The 16,765-nt window shown below is 35.3% G+C and carries 12 protein-coding genes; 6 read left to right on the plus strand and 6 right to left on the minus strand.

The window, feature by feature from the left end; all coding sequences use genetic code 11:
* Positions 1 to 257: 257 nt before the first annotated feature.
* The gene (locus HOO91_13865; GenBank protein NOU18638.1) at positions 258 to 1,481 is read left to right on the plus strand and encodes an alkaline phosphatase family protein; all 1,224 of its coding nucleotides are present in this window, start codon (positions 258 to 260) and stop codon (positions 1,479 to 1,481) included.
* 70 nt (positions 1,482 to 1,551) lie between these two features.
* Here the strand turns inward: HOO91_13865 and HOO91_13870 are convergent, their stop codons facing one another.
* Positions 1,552 to 2,628 carry a prolyl oligopeptidase family serine peptidase gene (locus tag HOO91_13870; GenBank protein ID NOU18639.1) on the minus strand — a complete coding sequence of 359 codons (1,077 nt, stop codon included), beginning with the start codon at positions 2,626 to 2,628 and terminating at the stop codon, positions 1,552 to 1,554.
* 288 nt (positions 2,629 to 2,916) lie between these two features.
* Between HOO91_13870 and HOO91_13875 the strand changes: the two genes are divergently transcribed.
* Both HOO91_13875 and HOO91_13880 read left to right on the plus strand, forming a co-directional pair.
* Entirely contained in the window at positions 2,917 to 3,303 is a 387-nt protein-coding gene (locus tag HOO91_13875; protein NOU18640.1) for a BlaI/MecI/CopY family transcriptional regulator, read from the plus strand.
* Positions 3,296 to 5,041, plus strand: a complete 1,746-nt coding sequence (locus HOO91_13880; protein NOU18641.1) for a M56 family metallopeptidase — start codon at positions 3,296 to 3,298, stop codon at positions 5,039 to 5,041. Before HOO91_13875 ends, HOO91_13880 begins: the two co-directional genes overlap by 8 nt.
* Positions 5,042 to 5,245: 204 nt before the next feature.
* Here HOO91_13880 and HOO91_13885 read toward each other — a convergent pair whose 3' ends face one another.
* The gene (locus HOO91_13885) at positions 5,246 to 6,502 is read right to left on the minus strand and encodes an MFS transporter (GenBank protein ID NOU18642.1); all 1,257 of its coding nucleotides are present in this window, start codon (positions 6,500 to 6,502) and stop codon (positions 5,246 to 5,248) included.
* A 161-nt stretch (positions 6,503 to 6,663) separates the two neighbouring features.
* Positions 6,664 to 8,310: an amidase gene (locus HOO91_13890; GenBank protein ID NOU18643.1), complete on the minus strand. Its 1,647-nt coding sequence runs from the start codon at positions 8,308 to 8,310 to the stop codon at positions 6,664 to 6,666.
* Positions 8,311 to 8,444: 134 nt separating this feature from the next.
* Between HOO91_13890 and HOO91_13895 the strand changes: the two genes are divergently transcribed.
* Both HOO91_13895 and HOO91_13900 read left to right on the plus strand, forming a co-directional pair.
* Entirely contained in the window at positions 8,445 to 8,921 is a 477-nt protein-coding gene (locus tag HOO91_13895; GenBank protein ID NOU18644.1) for a methylglyoxal synthase, read from the plus strand.
* Between the two features lie 46 nt (positions 8,922 to 8,967).
* Positions 8,968 to 10,446, plus strand: a complete 1,479-nt coding sequence (locus tag HOO91_13900; GenBank protein NOU18645.1) for a peptidase M64 — start codon at positions 8,968 to 8,970, stop codon at positions 10,444 to 10,446.
* Between the two features lie 279 nt (positions 10,447 to 10,725).
* Here HOO91_13900 and HOO91_13905 read toward each other — a convergent pair whose 3' ends face one another.
* Both HOO91_13905 and HOO91_13910 read right to left on the minus strand, forming a co-directional pair.
* Positions 10,726 to 12,000 carry a hypothetical protein gene (locus tag HOO91_13905; GenBank protein ID NOU18646.1) on the minus strand — a complete coding sequence of 425 codons (1,275 nt, stop codon included), beginning with the start codon at positions 11,998 to 12,000 and terminating at the stop codon, positions 10,726 to 10,728.
* A gap of 250 nt (positions 12,001 to 12,250) precedes the next feature.
* Positions 12,251 to 13,564, minus strand: coding sequence for a DEAD/DEAH box helicase (locus HOO91_13910; protein ID NOU18647.1), 1,314 nt, complete (start codon positions 13,562 to 13,564; stop codon positions 12,251 to 12,253).
* Positions 13,565 to 13,714: 150 nt separating this feature from the next.
* Between HOO91_13910 and HOO91_13915 the strand changes: the two genes are divergently transcribed.
* Positions 13,715 to 14,860, plus strand: coding sequence for a DEAD/DEAH box helicase (locus tag HOO91_13915; GenBank protein ID NOU18648.1), 1,146 nt, complete (start codon positions 13,715 to 13,717; stop codon positions 14,858 to 14,860).
* 225 nt (positions 14,861 to 15,085) lie between these two features.
* Here HOO91_13915 and HOO91_13920 read toward each other — a convergent pair whose 3' ends face one another.
* A complete protein-coding gene (locus HOO91_13920; GenBank protein NOU18649.1) occupies positions 15,086 to 16,720 on the minus strand; it encodes a hypothetical protein in 1,635 nt (544 codons plus the stop codon).
* Between the last annotated feature and the right edge of the window lie 45 nt (positions 16,721 to 16,765).

A 16,765-nucleotide genomic window follows, 5' to 3' on the forward strand; every position in this document is an offset into this window, starting at 1 on the left:
TCTCCAAATTCATCGCCTTTATTATAACCTCTACGGAATAATACCTTAATTTATTTGCGACTTTACGTGCGAATTTTTTAACACGCAGAATAGTTACGTATAATTTAATGAGGTGTGAAAACTTTTAAATCTAAATTTTAACTCGTTTACCAATTTTTAGATGCACAAAAGATTAAATCTGCATATAAAGATGAATTATTCTTACCTTTAAAAACTTTTTAATACGTGGTACTATGGCAATAATACCTAGCAAATATATGCGCATAAATATTTTAAAAATAGCAACTATTGCTATTAGTTTACTGCTTTCTATAACCTCCAATGCACAGGTTAAAGATACAGTTCTACCCGATAATTATGTAGTAATGCTTTCGCTTGATGGTTTTAGATGGGATTATTCAACCGTATATAAGACTCCAAATCTAAACCAGATTGCAGCAAATGGTGTAAAAGCGGATGCAATGATTTCATGCTATCCATCTAAAACTTTTCCCAATCACTACAGTATGGCTACTGGACTATACCCCGATAATCATGGAATAGTAAATAACTCTTTCTTTGATTCGGTTCTCGGTTTCTACTCAATAGGTGATAGGCAAAGTGTAGAATTTCCTGATTTTTATGGTGGTGAACCAATATGGGTTACCGCAGAGAAGCAGGGTGTAATATCGGCTTCGTTTTATTGGGTAGGCAGCGAATCGCAAATAAAAGGTGTTCAACCAACCTACTGGAAAAAATATAGCCAGAGAATCCCCCTTTCTAATAGAATAGATACGGTTATTCACTGGCTATCATTACCAAAAAGTGTAAGACCAAGATTAATTACATGGTACTATCAAGAACCCGATTGGACTAGCCATGAATATAGTCCTGTATCGCCAAAAACCAAGGCGGTTGTTGAAAATATCGATAGCTTACTTGGAGTTTTTATTGTTAAAGTTAAAGCCCTTCCCAATGCATCAAAAATCAATATTATAATCGTTTCCGATCATGGGATGGCTAGTATTTCTAAGGATAAAGTCGTAAATCTTTCAAGTTATATAGATAAGGATTGGTTTGATGTTGTAGCTGGTGGAAATCCAGTATATAGCCTTCAACCTAAAGAGCAGTATTCTAAACAAGCCTTGGAGATACTCAAAAAAATTCCTAACCTCAAAGTTTGGGAACGGGATAGTATTCCTAAAAGATATCATTATGGTAAAAACCCCAGAGTTTCAGATATTCTTATTGAAGCAGATTTAGGTTATAGTGTAAATTGGGGTAGCGATAGGGAGCGATTTTCTGGCGGTACTCATGGTTATGATAACCAATACCCCGATATGCAAGGAATTTTCTATGCATTTGGCCCAGCCTTTAAGAAAGGTTATCATCAACCTGCATTTATGAATATTGATCTTTACCCCTTAATTACTCATATTCTTGGAATAAAGCCTGAACCTGTTGATGGTAAACTCTATGAAGTGGAAGGGATGCTAAATTAAGTGATAAAGTATTTATAAAAATGCAGTATTGTTTCTGAGCAATACTGCATTTTTATTTATTATCCCTTAACTATTTCAAAGGAAGATACGCTGCTTTATTAATTTCCTCAACACTTTTAATCGACTTTGGAGGGTTAAGATACTGAGCAAGAAATTTATATATTTTTACACGAATCTCTTTTGCCGTTTTTGAATCAATCCTATCGAACGAGTGACCACCAGGAATATCCTTGAATATCTCATATTCAAATTTTTTCCCTTCCGCTTTTAATGCTTGAATCAAATGCTCAACCTCCAAAACGTATACATCATCATCGTTGGTATTGGTATGGATTAATAATGGGGTTTGTAATTTAGCAGCATTCCATGCAGGAGAACGCTGACGATATAGGTTTACATCCTCGTGAGCTGTCTTTCCCAAATGAAAGTCGGCAGAAAATTCTTCTCTGTAATCTTCCGTGGAATATCCCATTCGAGCAATAAGGTCTGAAACAGGAACACCAGCAAAGGCACATTTATAGGCATTTGGATTATTGAATATATTCATTAAAGCAATCATTCCACCATGACTCCAGCCAATAATGCCTACCCTATCCTTATCAATAAAATCGTAATTTTCTATCATATACTGGCGGCTGGCATCACAGTCGTCATTCTCTAATCCACCATAATCAATCTGCTCATAAAATCCCTTGCCATACCCTGTACTTCCACGATACTCTGGAGCAACAACAATATACCCTTGAGCCATCATTTCACGGATAATATGAGTGTAATAGGTTGTAAAATCGGCATGTACTCCACCATGAGGCAAAACCAATAAAGGGTATTTTTTAGACAGATCAATATTTTTAGGAATAAAGATGTATGACCAAAATTTAAGAGGATTCTTTGCCCCCATTGCGGTTGGGTTTTTTACCTTAGCCGGCGGAGATCCGTACATAAATACTTTATCGATGAATGCATAATCGGCAAGTTTATTGTACCATAGCCCATCATCAACCATTTTTTGTAGCTGGTCTAAGCGATGATTAAGATCCACATTATCCTCTTTTAGCTTTGAAATCTCGCTTTTTAAAGTCTGCTCATCCTGAGAGTATGAGATTAATGGGAAAAGTACTGCTATTAGAAATAGTAACTTTTTCATCTGTTTAAAATTTTATAAATAATTGATATATAATTGATTATCATTTCTCTTCTAGTAATATTAATTGCCTAAACTCAGATGGAATGTCCATGTTTTGATCATTGCGCTTGGTGTTCCTTAGCAACATGGACATTTCATATGATTATTTTAAGGTATAATTTCATTTTACAAAATTAAGAAACCATTTTATTAAACAATACGCACTGATTTCCAATTATATGAAAATTATTTTACAAATAACTAACAATTTTAGTTGCATAACTAAATGTTTTAGTTTATATTTGTTTCATGAAGGAACTAACAAAAGCAGAAGAAGAAGTAATGGAGTATTTATGGAAGCTTAATAAGGCTTTCGTAAAGGATATCCTAGAACTCTTTCCAGAGCCTAAACCTGCCTATACTACCGTCTCTACCATGGTTAGAATATTAGAGCGGAAAGGTATGGTGGGGTTTAATGCCTACGGCAAAAATCATGAATACTATCCTTTAGTTACCAAGAAGGAATATGCAAGGCTTTGCTTCAAACATGTGCTAACAAAGCACTATAACAACTCATGGAAAAAGTTCGCCTCATTCTTCTCCTCCGAGAATGAGGTAACTCTCTCGGAGCTAGAAGAGCTGAAAAAGCTTATCGATGATCAAATAGAACAACGAAAAGCAAAGAAAAATGAATAATCTACTATTGTATATTTTATCAGTGGGAGTTTGTCTTGCACTATTCGTGTCTGCATATCAAATCTTCTTGAAGACTAGTAATCAATTTAACCTATGTAGGTTTTATCTGATAGCCTCTATTCTTTTGTCTTTTCTAATTCCTTCAATGCCAATTGATTTGGGGATAAACCCATTATTCAGCTTTGAATCAAAAAAGGTGTTACATGAAAAAATTGAATCGATTGATTTAACCTTAATAAAAGATAAAATAGATGAATCAAACCTAAAGAATTATTCCAATTGGAGTGTAAATTCTTTACGAAATATTGGGTTAATTGTATTTTCAATATCCCTTCTTCTATTCATTCGATTCATTTACCGTTTTGGTTCAATAATCTTTATTCACACTTCTGGGAAAAAAGTGAAATCAAAAGAAGGATTAAACCTGATTTTTACTGATAAAACAGATAATGCTTTTTCATTTCTAAGGTATATTTTTATTAACCCTTTAAAATTTTCTGATGAAGAAAAAAGGTTGATAATAGAGCATGAATGTGAACATATACGACATTTTCACTCAATCGACCTGATGCTAGTTGAACTTCTTATCGTATTGCAGTGGTTTAACCCTTTTGCATACATCGCACGACGTAAACTGATTGAACTTCATGAGTTTATTGCCGATAACGGTGTAATCAGAAATGGTGCCGACCCCTACTCCTATCAAAATCTTCTGCTTTCGGTTGTTACTTCTTCATGCCTGCCAAGCGCAGGAAACCAACTAAGTGCATTTATCACTAAAAAACGAATAGCCATGATAGGAAAACCGATGAACCAAACCGGACGATGGATTAACTTTTTAATTCTAGTGCCCATAGCTGTAATTCTAATTATTGGAATATCAGCATTTTCGCCTAAAGAATCAATAGAAAACGAGGTTACATACAAAACACCGAAATCAATTATATCCCAAAACAATAATTTATCGGGAAAAGAAGAATTGATGGCAAGGGTTCGGAAAGAACTTAAAGATGTAAATCTAAAAGATTTCTATATAAATGTACAGCCAAAAGGCTCAAATACAATAGCCTCTCCTGACAATTATAGTAGTTATTCTGTGATTTTAAAAAAGGATTGTATTTTCAACCTATACTTCTTTTCAGGCAGTAAAGAAGATAAACTTGTTGCCAAGATAGAAAGCGGAAAACCAGAAGAATTGGTTTTAGAGAAGGAATTCAATTTTTCATACTCTTCTAAAACAACCTTTGTTCCAAAACAAACTGGTGCTTATCGCTTATCAGTATCTAATCTCTCCTCTAAAAGAGCAGATGCATTGATGGTGGTTACTTTTAATGAATCAATTTTATCTCAAAGCAAGGATAATCAGGATTTACAAAAAGTCGATACATTAAAGAAAAAGATTACTTCCAAAAACGATGAAGAGGTATTCCTTGTTGTAGAACAAATGCCTAGCTTTGGAACGGAAGATGCTAATGGATTCCGAGCCTGGATTGCTGCTAATTTGAAATACCCTAAAGAGGCCGCGGATAAGGGGATTCAGGGAAGAGTGTTTGTGCAATATATTGTTGAGAAAGATGGTAGTATTACAAACGTAAAGGTAGTACGCAGTGCTAATTCAATTCTCGATAAAGAGGCAATAAGGGTTGTAGAATCTTCACCGAAATGGAATCCAGGAAAGCAAAAAGGAAAACCAGTTCGAGTATCATTCACTTTCCCAATCACTTTTACACTAAACTAAAGGTAAAATAACGTCAGTTCAATGTAAGGTGTCATCCTGAGCGAAGCGAAGGATCTAACAGTCTATAAAACAGATGCTTCACTTCGTTCAGCATGACAAAGCAACAATCTAACACTATGCTTAGGATCAATATGTTATACTTACATTGGACTCGCATTAAAATAAAAAAATAAAAGTAGGACTGAGAGCTAATTCAGTCCTACTTTATTTACATATCGCTTTTCGTACAATTGGCAGCCTTCGTGAAAAATTAATGGCTACAACAAAACAAATAAAGGCAGATGTGAATATTGTATACTGAACCCCTGCCCAAGGAGTAATTGTACCAAGCAGCAAACTTCCCAATGGGGTTATGCCCATAAAAGACATCCCATATAAAGCGACTACCCTACCCCGCTTATCCTCATCAACAATGGTTTGAATAAGAGTATTGGTTGATGCAAACTGAACTATCATACCAAATCCAACGAAATACATCAATATAAGTGAAATAGCGGTGTTTTGTGAAATTGAAAATCCCATCAATGCAACGCTAAAGGTAATAGCAGATATAAGAATAAGCTTTGGTATCCTAGAAATACCTTTTCGTGATGCTAGGTAGAAAGCCCCAGTTAACGCCCCAGCACCCATTGTACCTGTCAGAAAACCTAACATCTGAGAGTTCCCATGAAGGATATCACGAGCAAATACGGGAAGAAAAACCTGATACGATAAACCAAAAAAACCCGTAGTGATTACTAGTAGCAGTAAATATTTTATTGGTTTAAAGCTATAAGAGTATTGGAAACCCTCAATAAGGTCTCTAAATATTGAACCATGCGTTTTACCTTTATTTGCAGGAATTACCTTCATCGACATCAATGCAATAATTACGGCCAAGAAACTCAAACCATTTATTAAAAAACAGTAACCCTCACCCACTAACGCAATAATAAAGCCGCCAATCATGGGACCAATAAACCGTGCCGAATTAATTAGCGTTGAATTAAGCGCAATTGCATTTTGAAGCAGTTCTTTATCTCCAACCATCTCAAGCAAAAAGGCATGTCTAAATGGAGTATCAAAGGCCATAGCCATTCCATTGATAATTGCAATCACAATAATGTGCCATACTTGAATTAATCCAGTAAAATATAGCGTTGCCATAAGCAATGCCATAAACATCGCAACAGTTTGTGCTGCTATTAAAACCTTACGACGATTCATCCTATCAGCATAAACGCCTGCAATTGGTGTTAATATAAGAGCAGGTATTTGCGCTGCAAAACCAATTACGCCTAAGTATACTGCTGAGTTTGTGAGTGTATAAATAAGCCATCCTAATGCTATTTGCTGAATGAAAGTACCAAGTAACGATACTATTTGTCCTATAAAAAAGAGTTTAAAATTTTTACTCTTTAGAGCGCGAAAAGCAAATCCAACCTTATTAAAATATAGGTTTATGTCTAGGTATCGATTCAAATTTTATTTTTTACAAAACTATAAAACGTTTGATTGAATTCAATCTTTGAAGTTTAAAAGGATTGTATTAAAAATAAAACCGTAAAGCTGTGGATTTTGCAGAACATTGTGTATCTGCATTCTCCATACCTTTACAGTTTAAAATGAGTCTAAAATAATAATTATGGCAAGAACTTATCAGGATGTTTTTGGTAAAATCCTGCCTTTTTCTGGTAAGCAGAACCTACAAGCAATAAATCTGCCTCATTGTACCAATCGGCTAAAAAGGTAATACTTGTTGGAAGTCCATCCTTTCCAAAACCATTGGGAATTAGTAAAGCAGGGTGGCCAGTTAAATTGGTCATCAAGTTCTGATTACCGCCCCACGTTGGACATACTATAACATCAACGGTTTTGAAAACATTCATAAATTCAGCAATTAGCTGGGTACGTATTCTACTTGCCTGAATGTACTCAACGGCAGGTATAAATCTTGCTTGACGGAAAATATTTGGCCATGCCCCTTTCTTTTGCAATACCATCATGGTATCTTTTTGGGTTAATGTAAGATCGCTAAAAGCCGCAGCAGCCTCCGCTTCAAGCATAATGCTAATCGCCATCGAAGGGATATGCTCAGGGAGTTTTATTGGGATCAGATTAATTCCCATCTCCTGTAATGCTTTTAAGGTAAGGCTATCATTTGTTCTAAAATCGTATTTTTCCTTGAAGTAATCCTCAACATAACCTATCCTTAAACTTTTAATATCTTTCTTGGGATTGTAGTTGAAAGGCAAATCAACAAGATTTGGATCTTGCCCATCCTTACCTCTGATAGCGTCAAAAACCAATGCACAATCCTCTGCTGTACGACAAATTGGACCAATCTTGTCCATTGTCCATGAGAGAGCCATCGCCCCTGTCCTACTAACCCTACCATAGGTTGGACGAAGTCCAGTTACCCCGCACACTGTTGAAGGTGAAACTATTGAACCCCATGTCTCTGAACCAATTGAAAATGCTACTAGGCCTGCTGATGTTCCTGAAGCAGATCCAGCTGATGATCCACTAGAACCCTTTTCGGTATTCCAAGGATTACGAGTAAGACCTCCAAACCAAGTATCATCCATTGCCAATTCACCCAACGAAAATTTTACAACAAGCACTGCTCCTGCCTCGTCAAGTTTTTGGATTACAGGTGATGTAATCTCAGGAATTTGATTTTTATAGATTTTTGAACCAAAGGTAAATGGGTATCCCTTAAGTGCAAGCAAATCCTTTACCCCATAGGGTATCCCATGTAGTGGACCTCTGTAAATTCCCTTTGATATCTCCTCATCGGCTTTTTTAGCTTGATTTATAGCTCTATCCTCAAGTAGTGTAATTACGCAATGTAATTCAGGATCGTATTTTTTAAGCCTCGCAATGTACATCTTGGTTAACTCCAAAGATGAAATCTTCTTTGACTTAATTAAAACAGATAATTCAGCAACGGAAGAAAAGCAAAGTTGCTCGATTTTTTCGGGCATCAAAACCTCTTTGGGTGGATTCCAATCAATCTTTATTTGATCTTTTCCGAACTGATAATAAATAGGAACAGGTGAAAAGATAAAAGAGGGTGAAACCGAATTATCAAGGTTGTATTTATGAATCTCCTTATACCTATCTAAATAACCTTTGATACCATCAACCATAGAATCTCGCTGAGCAGGTGAAAACTTTAGATCAAAAAGTTTCTCGGTAGAGAAGATTTTATCTTGAATAGTATCACTTGTTTTGAATAGATAAAAATTTACTACTACTGATGATACTAGCAGAATAGTAAGAACTATTAACGATATTCTTTGTTTATTCATAACAAAAAGTTTTACATTTATAATCTGACTAATTTACAAATCAAAATGATTTGACAATATATTTTAAAAGGGTTTAATTCTGTTTACTATTTTTACAAAAAATTAAATGAATGAAGAAATCAAAGGTAAAAACCATTGCACTTGTGGCGCACGATAACCGTAAACCGGATATGATAGAATGGGTGGAATGGAATTGGGAGAAATTAATGAGGCATAAGCTTATCTGTACGGGTACAACAGGTAGATTAGTTGAAGAGGCGCTAATTCATATGATTGGCGATGGAATATATGATCATCTTCAAATATCAAAGTTAAAATCGGGACCGCTAGGTGGAGATCAGCAATTAGGGGCCAAAATTGCTGAAGGCGATATTGATATCCTAATCTTTTTCTGGGATCCAATGCAGGCGCAACCACACGATGTGGATGTTAAGGCGCTATTACGCCTTGCCTCAGTTTATAATATACCAACAGCAACAAACCGTTCAACAGCCGATTTTCTTATTAGCTCACCATTGCTTGAAATTGAGTATACTCCAAAGTTGATCGATTTTTCAAAATACATAAATCGAAGTCTAAAAATGTAATTATTAAGCAACCAGAAACTTTATACGTAACCCTAACCAAACCAAAATGAAACAAAATTTAATTTTAGTTCTAATTGGACTAGCGTTAATATCCTGTAAACCAAACAAGGAGCAAGTTAATAAACCAGTAACTAAAGTCGACTCTTCGATTGCAGCAATTAACAAGGGGGATGTTGATTTTGATACCTATTTTGTTGAAAAAACCATGCGTATGGATTACTTCCATACAGGCAATGCAAAGGAGGAAAAATTTGCCCTTGATAAAGTTCTCTCCGATGGTATTTGGGGCGGAAGTAAAAAGATTTTAATAGATAAACTTGAGTTAGGTTTATACTTCTTTGAAATTCTTGATAAAGAGACCAATATACTTCTTTACTCTAGGGGATTTGCAAGCGTTTTCGGCGAATGGCAAACCATTCCAGAAGCGAGTGTCCGTTGGGGAACATTTCATGAATCGCTACGTTTTCCTTGGCCTAAAAAATCCGTTACAATCCTTATGAAGAAAAGGGATGCTCAAAATAAATTTGAAACTATATGGACAACGAATATTGATCCTTCATATCGACAGGTGAATCCTTCGGACATTATACATAGCGAAAAAGTTGATGTGATTGTTGAAAATGGTCCTGCTCAGGAAAAATTGGATATCGTTATTCTAGGTGATGGCTATTCGGCAAAAGAGATGGATAAATTCCGTAATGATGCAAAGCGATTAGGAAATGTACTAATGAATTCTGAACCCTTTAAATCGCAGAGTAAAAATATTAATATTCGTGCCGTTGAGAGTCCTTCTGAGCAATCGGGTGTTAATAAGCCACATCATGGCGTTTTTAAGCATTCACGGCTATCAGTAAGCTATAGCGCATTCGATTCGGAACGTTATGCATTGACCTATGACAATAAAACTGTGAGAGATGTTGCTTCGGCAGTTCCATATGAATTTATGGTGATTTTAATAAACGAAAGAACCTATGGTGGCGGCGGGATTTACAATCTATACACCACTGTTGCTGCCGACAATAAGTTTTCTGATTACATAATGGTTCATGAAATGGGACATCACATGGCTGCACTTGCTGATGAGTACTATACTTCGGCAGTTTCCTATGAAATTCCCGAAATAACAGTTGAGCCTTGGGAAACCAATGTTACAGCACTTTTCGATAAAATTAATCTAAAATGGAAAGACCTTGTTGACGAAGGCACACCAATTCCAACCCCATGGAATAAAGCTGAGTTTGATGCACATGGTTACAAGATTCAAAAAGAGCGTGATAGTTTGAGGAATGCACAAGTTCCTGAAAATATTATGGAAGCCCTATTCACAAGACAAATGGATAAAGAAAATGAGTTTTTTGCTACTGAAAAATTCAAAGATAAAGTTGGCGCATTTGAAGGAGCGAATTACAATGCAAAAGGTATGTATCGTTCGCAATTGGATTGCATCATGTATACAAGGCATCAGGTATTCTGTAAGGTTTGCCAAAGAAGTATTGTTGATGTGATTCAACAGTATTCAAAATAATAATTCTCAACATACGGAGTAAAAAGCCCATTACTGGGCTTTTTTACTTTATATACTGGACAATAAATATTGACATAAATTCATTGTAATTATAAAAGTTATAGATTGAAAGGATGAAAAAATGAAACCGAATCAGAGTTCTACAAAATCTACAATGCAAGAAAAATATTGTAATAAATCTCAATACTTCAATTTTTAAAAACAGAAAAATATTTAAATTACTGATGATTAAAATTTTACTGCATTATTCAAATCAAGTTAAAGTTAGTACAATACATTTTAGTCCTTAATACACCGAACATAAAAACCAGTGTTGACGTGTACTGCTTCCTTTTCGATAGACATTTCATCGAAACTCAATCTTCTAGACCATAGGCAAAAATCTGGTGCATCGACTATAGTATTTGACCACCAACAACTATACCTTGCAAAACCAGACATACCTGGCCCAATAATATATCCACCAGGAAGTGCAGAAAAACCACTACTATTATCGCCGCCAGTATTTGGATTTGCCCATATTGATGAATCTTTCAACTTGCCACCCGCAACATCCCTTCCCCCTAAGAAATTTTCCAGAATTACCCAATCATCATCCGAAGGTAAACGCCAACCTAAAGGGCATATTTTTCGATTGTCTAACACTGTATAAATATTGTAAAGAGCTCCATAAACACTCCTATTGGTTATATCATTCTTAAACCAACAGTATGCTCCCTCGGTTTCGTTTTTCCAATGGCTAACATCAGTTACATTTGGTATTGAACTACCATCAAGGAATCTGGTGGTTCTTAGATTCTCGCTCATCCATGTTTGAGTTCCAATTATAACCTCATTGTACCTATTACCGTCAGCATCAATATCCATATCAACAACAGCATCAGAAAAAGTAGCTATGCTGATTTCGTTACCATAGTTAATTGTATCAACATAAACAGCATAAGCCCTTATATAATAAGTAGTACTTTTCTTTAACATTGTTAAAGTACTTGTAAAAAGACCAGCACCTGAACCATCTATTGTATGATCATCATTAATAGTAGGATTACAAAAAGTACTCCAGCAAACACCACGAGATATTATTGTTTTCCCTTCATTACTAGTTATTTTACCACCGCATATTGCTGACGTTTTCGTTACAGATGATGCCTTTAAAGTGAACAAAGTTGGGTTTGTTGAAAAACTTATCTCATTTCCATATGCTGTACCTACAATATTTATAGCATATGCTCTAACATAGTAGGTTACACCCGGAACTAAGCCAATTATTGAACTTATGAATTTCCTATTTTCATTACTATCGGATGTTTTACTACATGTTATAGTTGGGTTTGTTGATGTACTCCAGCAAACACCACAAGAGGTTATTTGAGCCCCACCATCAGAGCTAATAATACCACCACAAATTGCTGTTGTTTGTTTTATATTGCTAACAATAGATGTTGTTAAAACAGGTAGCTTATCTTTCTCAACTTTACTACAACTGTTTATATATAATAATGCAATTAGAATATAAACGAATGAGTAAATCCGTCCAGATTGTTTTTTATTCATACTATTTTAGAAGTAATTGATTCAATTAAAATAATAATGTTAAATAGCACCTCCAAGTATAAAATTATTAATATCATAGAATTAATCATTGCTCAAGTAATCTAATAAGGGTGTTAAAGGCTTCTTTAATACGCTACTTTTGCTTGAATCTTATCTGTATATAAGTTACCATTTTTTAATGATGATTAACATGTAAAATAGATACCTATTTGTGGTTTTATCCTATCGAAAAAGCAAAAAAATTCATTCTTTAGTTCGAAATCTCCATCTTAACTTTTTTGTTCTTAATTTTCTCTTCCTTTATTAGCTGAAGGGTCCTAACAATTTTACTTCTTTTTATGGCTACATAAGCCGAATGATCCAATACCTCAATCTTTCCAAGTTCATCCTTTTGTAATAGCCCCTTTTGCATTAACATACCTACAATATCCATTTTATTGATTTTGTCCTTTTTACCTGCTCCAATATACATGGTTTTCCAGTCGCATGGCTTCGGCAAAGTCAATGTTTTAGGAAGTTCTTCTTCCCCATCAATTGTCCCAACAAAAGGTGGTAAATAATCATCGATATCTAATAAAAAATAGACTGTTCCATTGGAATGCATCCGGGCTGTTCTACCATTTCGATGAATCATCACATCTTCCGTAGCTGGTAATTGATAGTGAATCACCGCATCAATTTCAGGGATATCCAAACCACGAGCAGCAAGATCCGTAGTAATCAAAATATTAATACTTCCATTTCTGAATTTAATCAACGTTCTCTCCCTATCAATTTGTTCTAGAGCGCCATGGTAAAAACCATGATCCACCTTGTTTTGTGTTAATTGATCTGATATTCTATTTACCACTTCCCTGTGATTACAAAAAACAAGGGTAGCTTGCGATTTAATCTGACCCAATAAAAGCATTAAAGCCTCCAATTTATCGTCGCTCTTTACCCTTACCGATTTAATAGTTAAAATTGATTTTGACTCTATTTGACTATCCGTATAATTTAACTCTGTACAGTTTTTGACACCAACAAAATCGGGAATTTCTTTCAAAGCAGTTGCTGAAGTAAGAATTCGTTTTTTAAGGTTTCTGCATTGATTTATAATGTATTCCATCTCCTCCTTAAATCCGAATTCTAATGATTTATCAAACTCATCTAAAATTAGTATTGAGGTATCATCTAACAACAAGTTTTTTCGTCGTAAATGGTGTGCCAACCTTCCGGGAGTACCAACAAGAATGACTGGTGGGTGTTGTAAATTATTCTCTTCGATACGAACCTCATGCCCTCCATAACAGCAATTAATTTTATGTACTGTTCCCATCTGTTTAAATACCTGCTCAATCTGAATGGCTAATTCTCTTGTTGGCACAATTATTAAAGTTTGAACCCCAATCTTATCTACTTCCAATAATTGTAAGATAGGCAGTAAAAAACCTATAGTTTTACCGGAACCTGTTGGGGAAATCAGTACGACATCATTTGGTTGATGAATTGCTATAAGCATTTCATTCTGCATGTCGTTCAAGGTAGTGATATTAAAACGCGAAAGTATATTTGAGTGGGTCATATTAAAAAAAGCCTCGATTTATAAGGCTTCAGATTAGTTTTAGAAACTATGTTGTCTCTAATTATCTGCAAATATACAATTTAAAAAGAAGTATAATTTTAAGACCTATATTTGCCCCTGAAACATATCTTTTAAATTAAAAATATACCTATGCCATTTTCATCCCTCGGATTATCATCATCATTATTAAAAGCAGTAGCAGAACAAAATTACACAACACCCTACCCTATTCAAAAAGAGGCTATCCCTGCTATTTTGAATGGAAAAGATATTCTAGGAATTGCACAAACAGGATCTGGTAAAACTGCAAGTTTTGTTTTACCCATTCTAGAACAATTTCAGCATCAAACAACACCATCAATAAATAGGCATATAAAAGCATTGATACTAGTGCCCACCAGAGAACTCTCCATACAAATAAATAATGCTTTTAACGCCTTTGGGAGCTATTTACCTGCTAAAATAAAATGTTTAGCGGTTCATGGAGGAGTTTCCATTAATCCCCAGATGATAGAATTACAGGGCGTAGAAATTTTAATAGCAACTCCCGGTAGATTATTAGAATTAATTTCATCAAAAGCGGTGTCGCTATCGGTTGTTCAAGTATTGGTTTTGGATGAAGCAGATAAGATGCTAAATCTTGGATTTAAAGAGGAGATGGCACAAATATTTGATCTATTACCTACAAAACGTCAAACCCTTTTATTCTCAGCAACGCTTAGTAATGACATAAATACCATCAATAAAAATCTACTTCACGATCCACTTATCATAAAGGTTGATGAAGAGATAGCTAATTTGGATTTAATTGAGCAGACTGCCTATCGTATCGCCGAAGAGAAAAAAGGGCCATTGCTGAGATATATTATTATTCATAACAATCTTGAGCAAGTATTGGTATTTACATCTACAGTACATCGTGCCGATATGGTGGTTGAAAAACTTAACAAGAACGGAATTGATGCTTCAGCCATGCATAGTAAAAAAAGTCAAGGTTCGCGAACAGCCGCTTTAAGTCTGTTTAAAGCAGGAAGAATTAGAGTTTTGGTGGCAACTGACCTTATGGCAAGAGGGATTGATATCAAGTTTTTACCTTGTGTCATTAATTACGAATTACCCCGCTCGCCGAAAGACTACATTCATAGAATTGGCCGAACAGGTAGAGCTGAATCACGTGGCGAAGCTATCTCATTTATCACACCAGAAGATGAGCATCACTTTAAAGTAATTCAAAAGAAAATGGGTAAAATTGCCACATTCGTTGAAGGCAATGAAATTGACTTGAATGTTTATTAAATGTAAATCTGTCAGGACTTTGAACCCTAACAGAATTAGATAAAAAACATAAAATAAACTATCAATCTTTTTCAACCCCTTAAGTTTCTTTGCAACATTAGTGTTTCGAGTGTTCAACTTCAATGCTTTTTCATAATATTCCATTATTGTATTGTTTTCAGATATTTCTCTAACTAATACAAATTAACAACTAATATTATTGCTACTCAACTAATCGATTAGTTACTATTTCGGTCTTAAATCTTCAATAAATGAGGCATCTATCCAATATGGAATATCAGAAATAAAAAACAGGTACTTCCCATCATGTGTGACAATGGGGCACATTCCTGTTTTTCCAATAAGGTCGGTAATATCCTTTCCTTGTGTCCATGTGCCATCCTTCTTCCTAAATAGAATCATTAGAAATTCTTTATCCATTTCGACAGAAACTATTAAATAGCTTCCATCGGGAGAGATATATGGAGAGTGAGCATTAATACCCTTTAAACTTTCCAACTCTTTTGGTTCACTATAATTTCCATTAGTAAACTCGGAGTAGTAAATAATGGAACCTATGCCACCATTTTGTCTAGCTCCAAAAAATAGATTGCCTTTTCCATCCACAGATACTTGCCAGTGTATTCCTGGTGTTGAGTTGATAATGTCGGGTAAAAAGTATGGTTTTGACCAACCTGTTGGTGTTTTATCACTTGCACAAATTACCTCTTTAGTTTGACCTTCTGCCTCTAATTGAACTAAGAAATAGAACTTTCTCCCATCGGGAGAAATAAACGGAACATCGCCAGTAGAGATGGATGAAGCAGTATCGGGCATAGTCCATCGTCCATTTACTCTTTTAGAGGTGTATAAACTATTTTCTTCCTGAATGCTCCAGTAGGCTTCGTTTCCATCGGGAGAGAATGTGAGCGAACCATGAAAACGGTTATTCACAGCAACTATTCCTGGTGCAAAGGGTACAGCCGTCTTGCCTGGTTTTGGTTGACCAAGATACTCCCCCTCAAGTACTGGGAATTTGGGTTCACTTTTATCTGCACCAACTGATATCAGGTAATTTACCACTTCTGTTTTTTGAGCTTCATTAGCAAGGTTATAGGGAGTTTTTCCATCAATGGTTCGCTCATTTTTGTCAACTCCTTTCTTAACTATAAGTTCGACAACTGAAAGGTTACCATTGAATGCAGCAATATGGAGTGGGGTTCGGCCACTAATATTATACTTATTGATCGGAACACCAAGGTTAATTAGCTTATCTATCAATTCAATCGAGTTGCCTTCTGCTGCATAATGAAGCAAGGTGTTTTGAGATTCGTCCTCAATAAGAGGGTGATAACCCTTTGCAAGGTATTTATCAAGGTATTTTAAACATCCTATCTTGAAGGCTGCCTGTAGGTTGATAAAACAATTTGGTGTTCCCTCCTTGGGAAGATGAGTTCCTGAATCTAAAAGAAAATCTGCTACATCTTTCTTTTCAAAAAGTAACGCCCAAGTAAGTGCTGTTGAGTTTCCATTGGGTGATTCGAAATTTATATCAGCACCTTTTTCAACCAATAGCTTGGCAACAGCTAAACCCGATACCATCAACGGAGTATGCATGCTGCCATTCATGGCTGTATAATCAGCCCCTTTCTCAATTAAATACTTTGCAATTGCCTTATTATCTAATTCAGCTGCAATATGAAGTGGAGTCGATTGATTGGCATCTTTTGCATTAACCAATTGCGAGTCTTTCCCAACAAGTTCTTTAACTTTTGCAAGGTCACCCTCGAGCACAGCATCGAATATTTCTTGTGCCGAAAGGGTAATTGTAAATGCAAATAATAATAACAGTGTTGAGATTTTTTTTGTAGATTTTTTCATCTTTAGTTTGTATTAATTATCCTTACAATAAACCAAATACCCTTG

Source organism: Bacteroidales bacterium (assembly GCA_013141385.1).
Taxonomy (GTDB): domain Bacteria; phylum Bacteroidota; class Bacteroidia; order Bacteroidales; family Tenuifilaceae; genus UBA8529.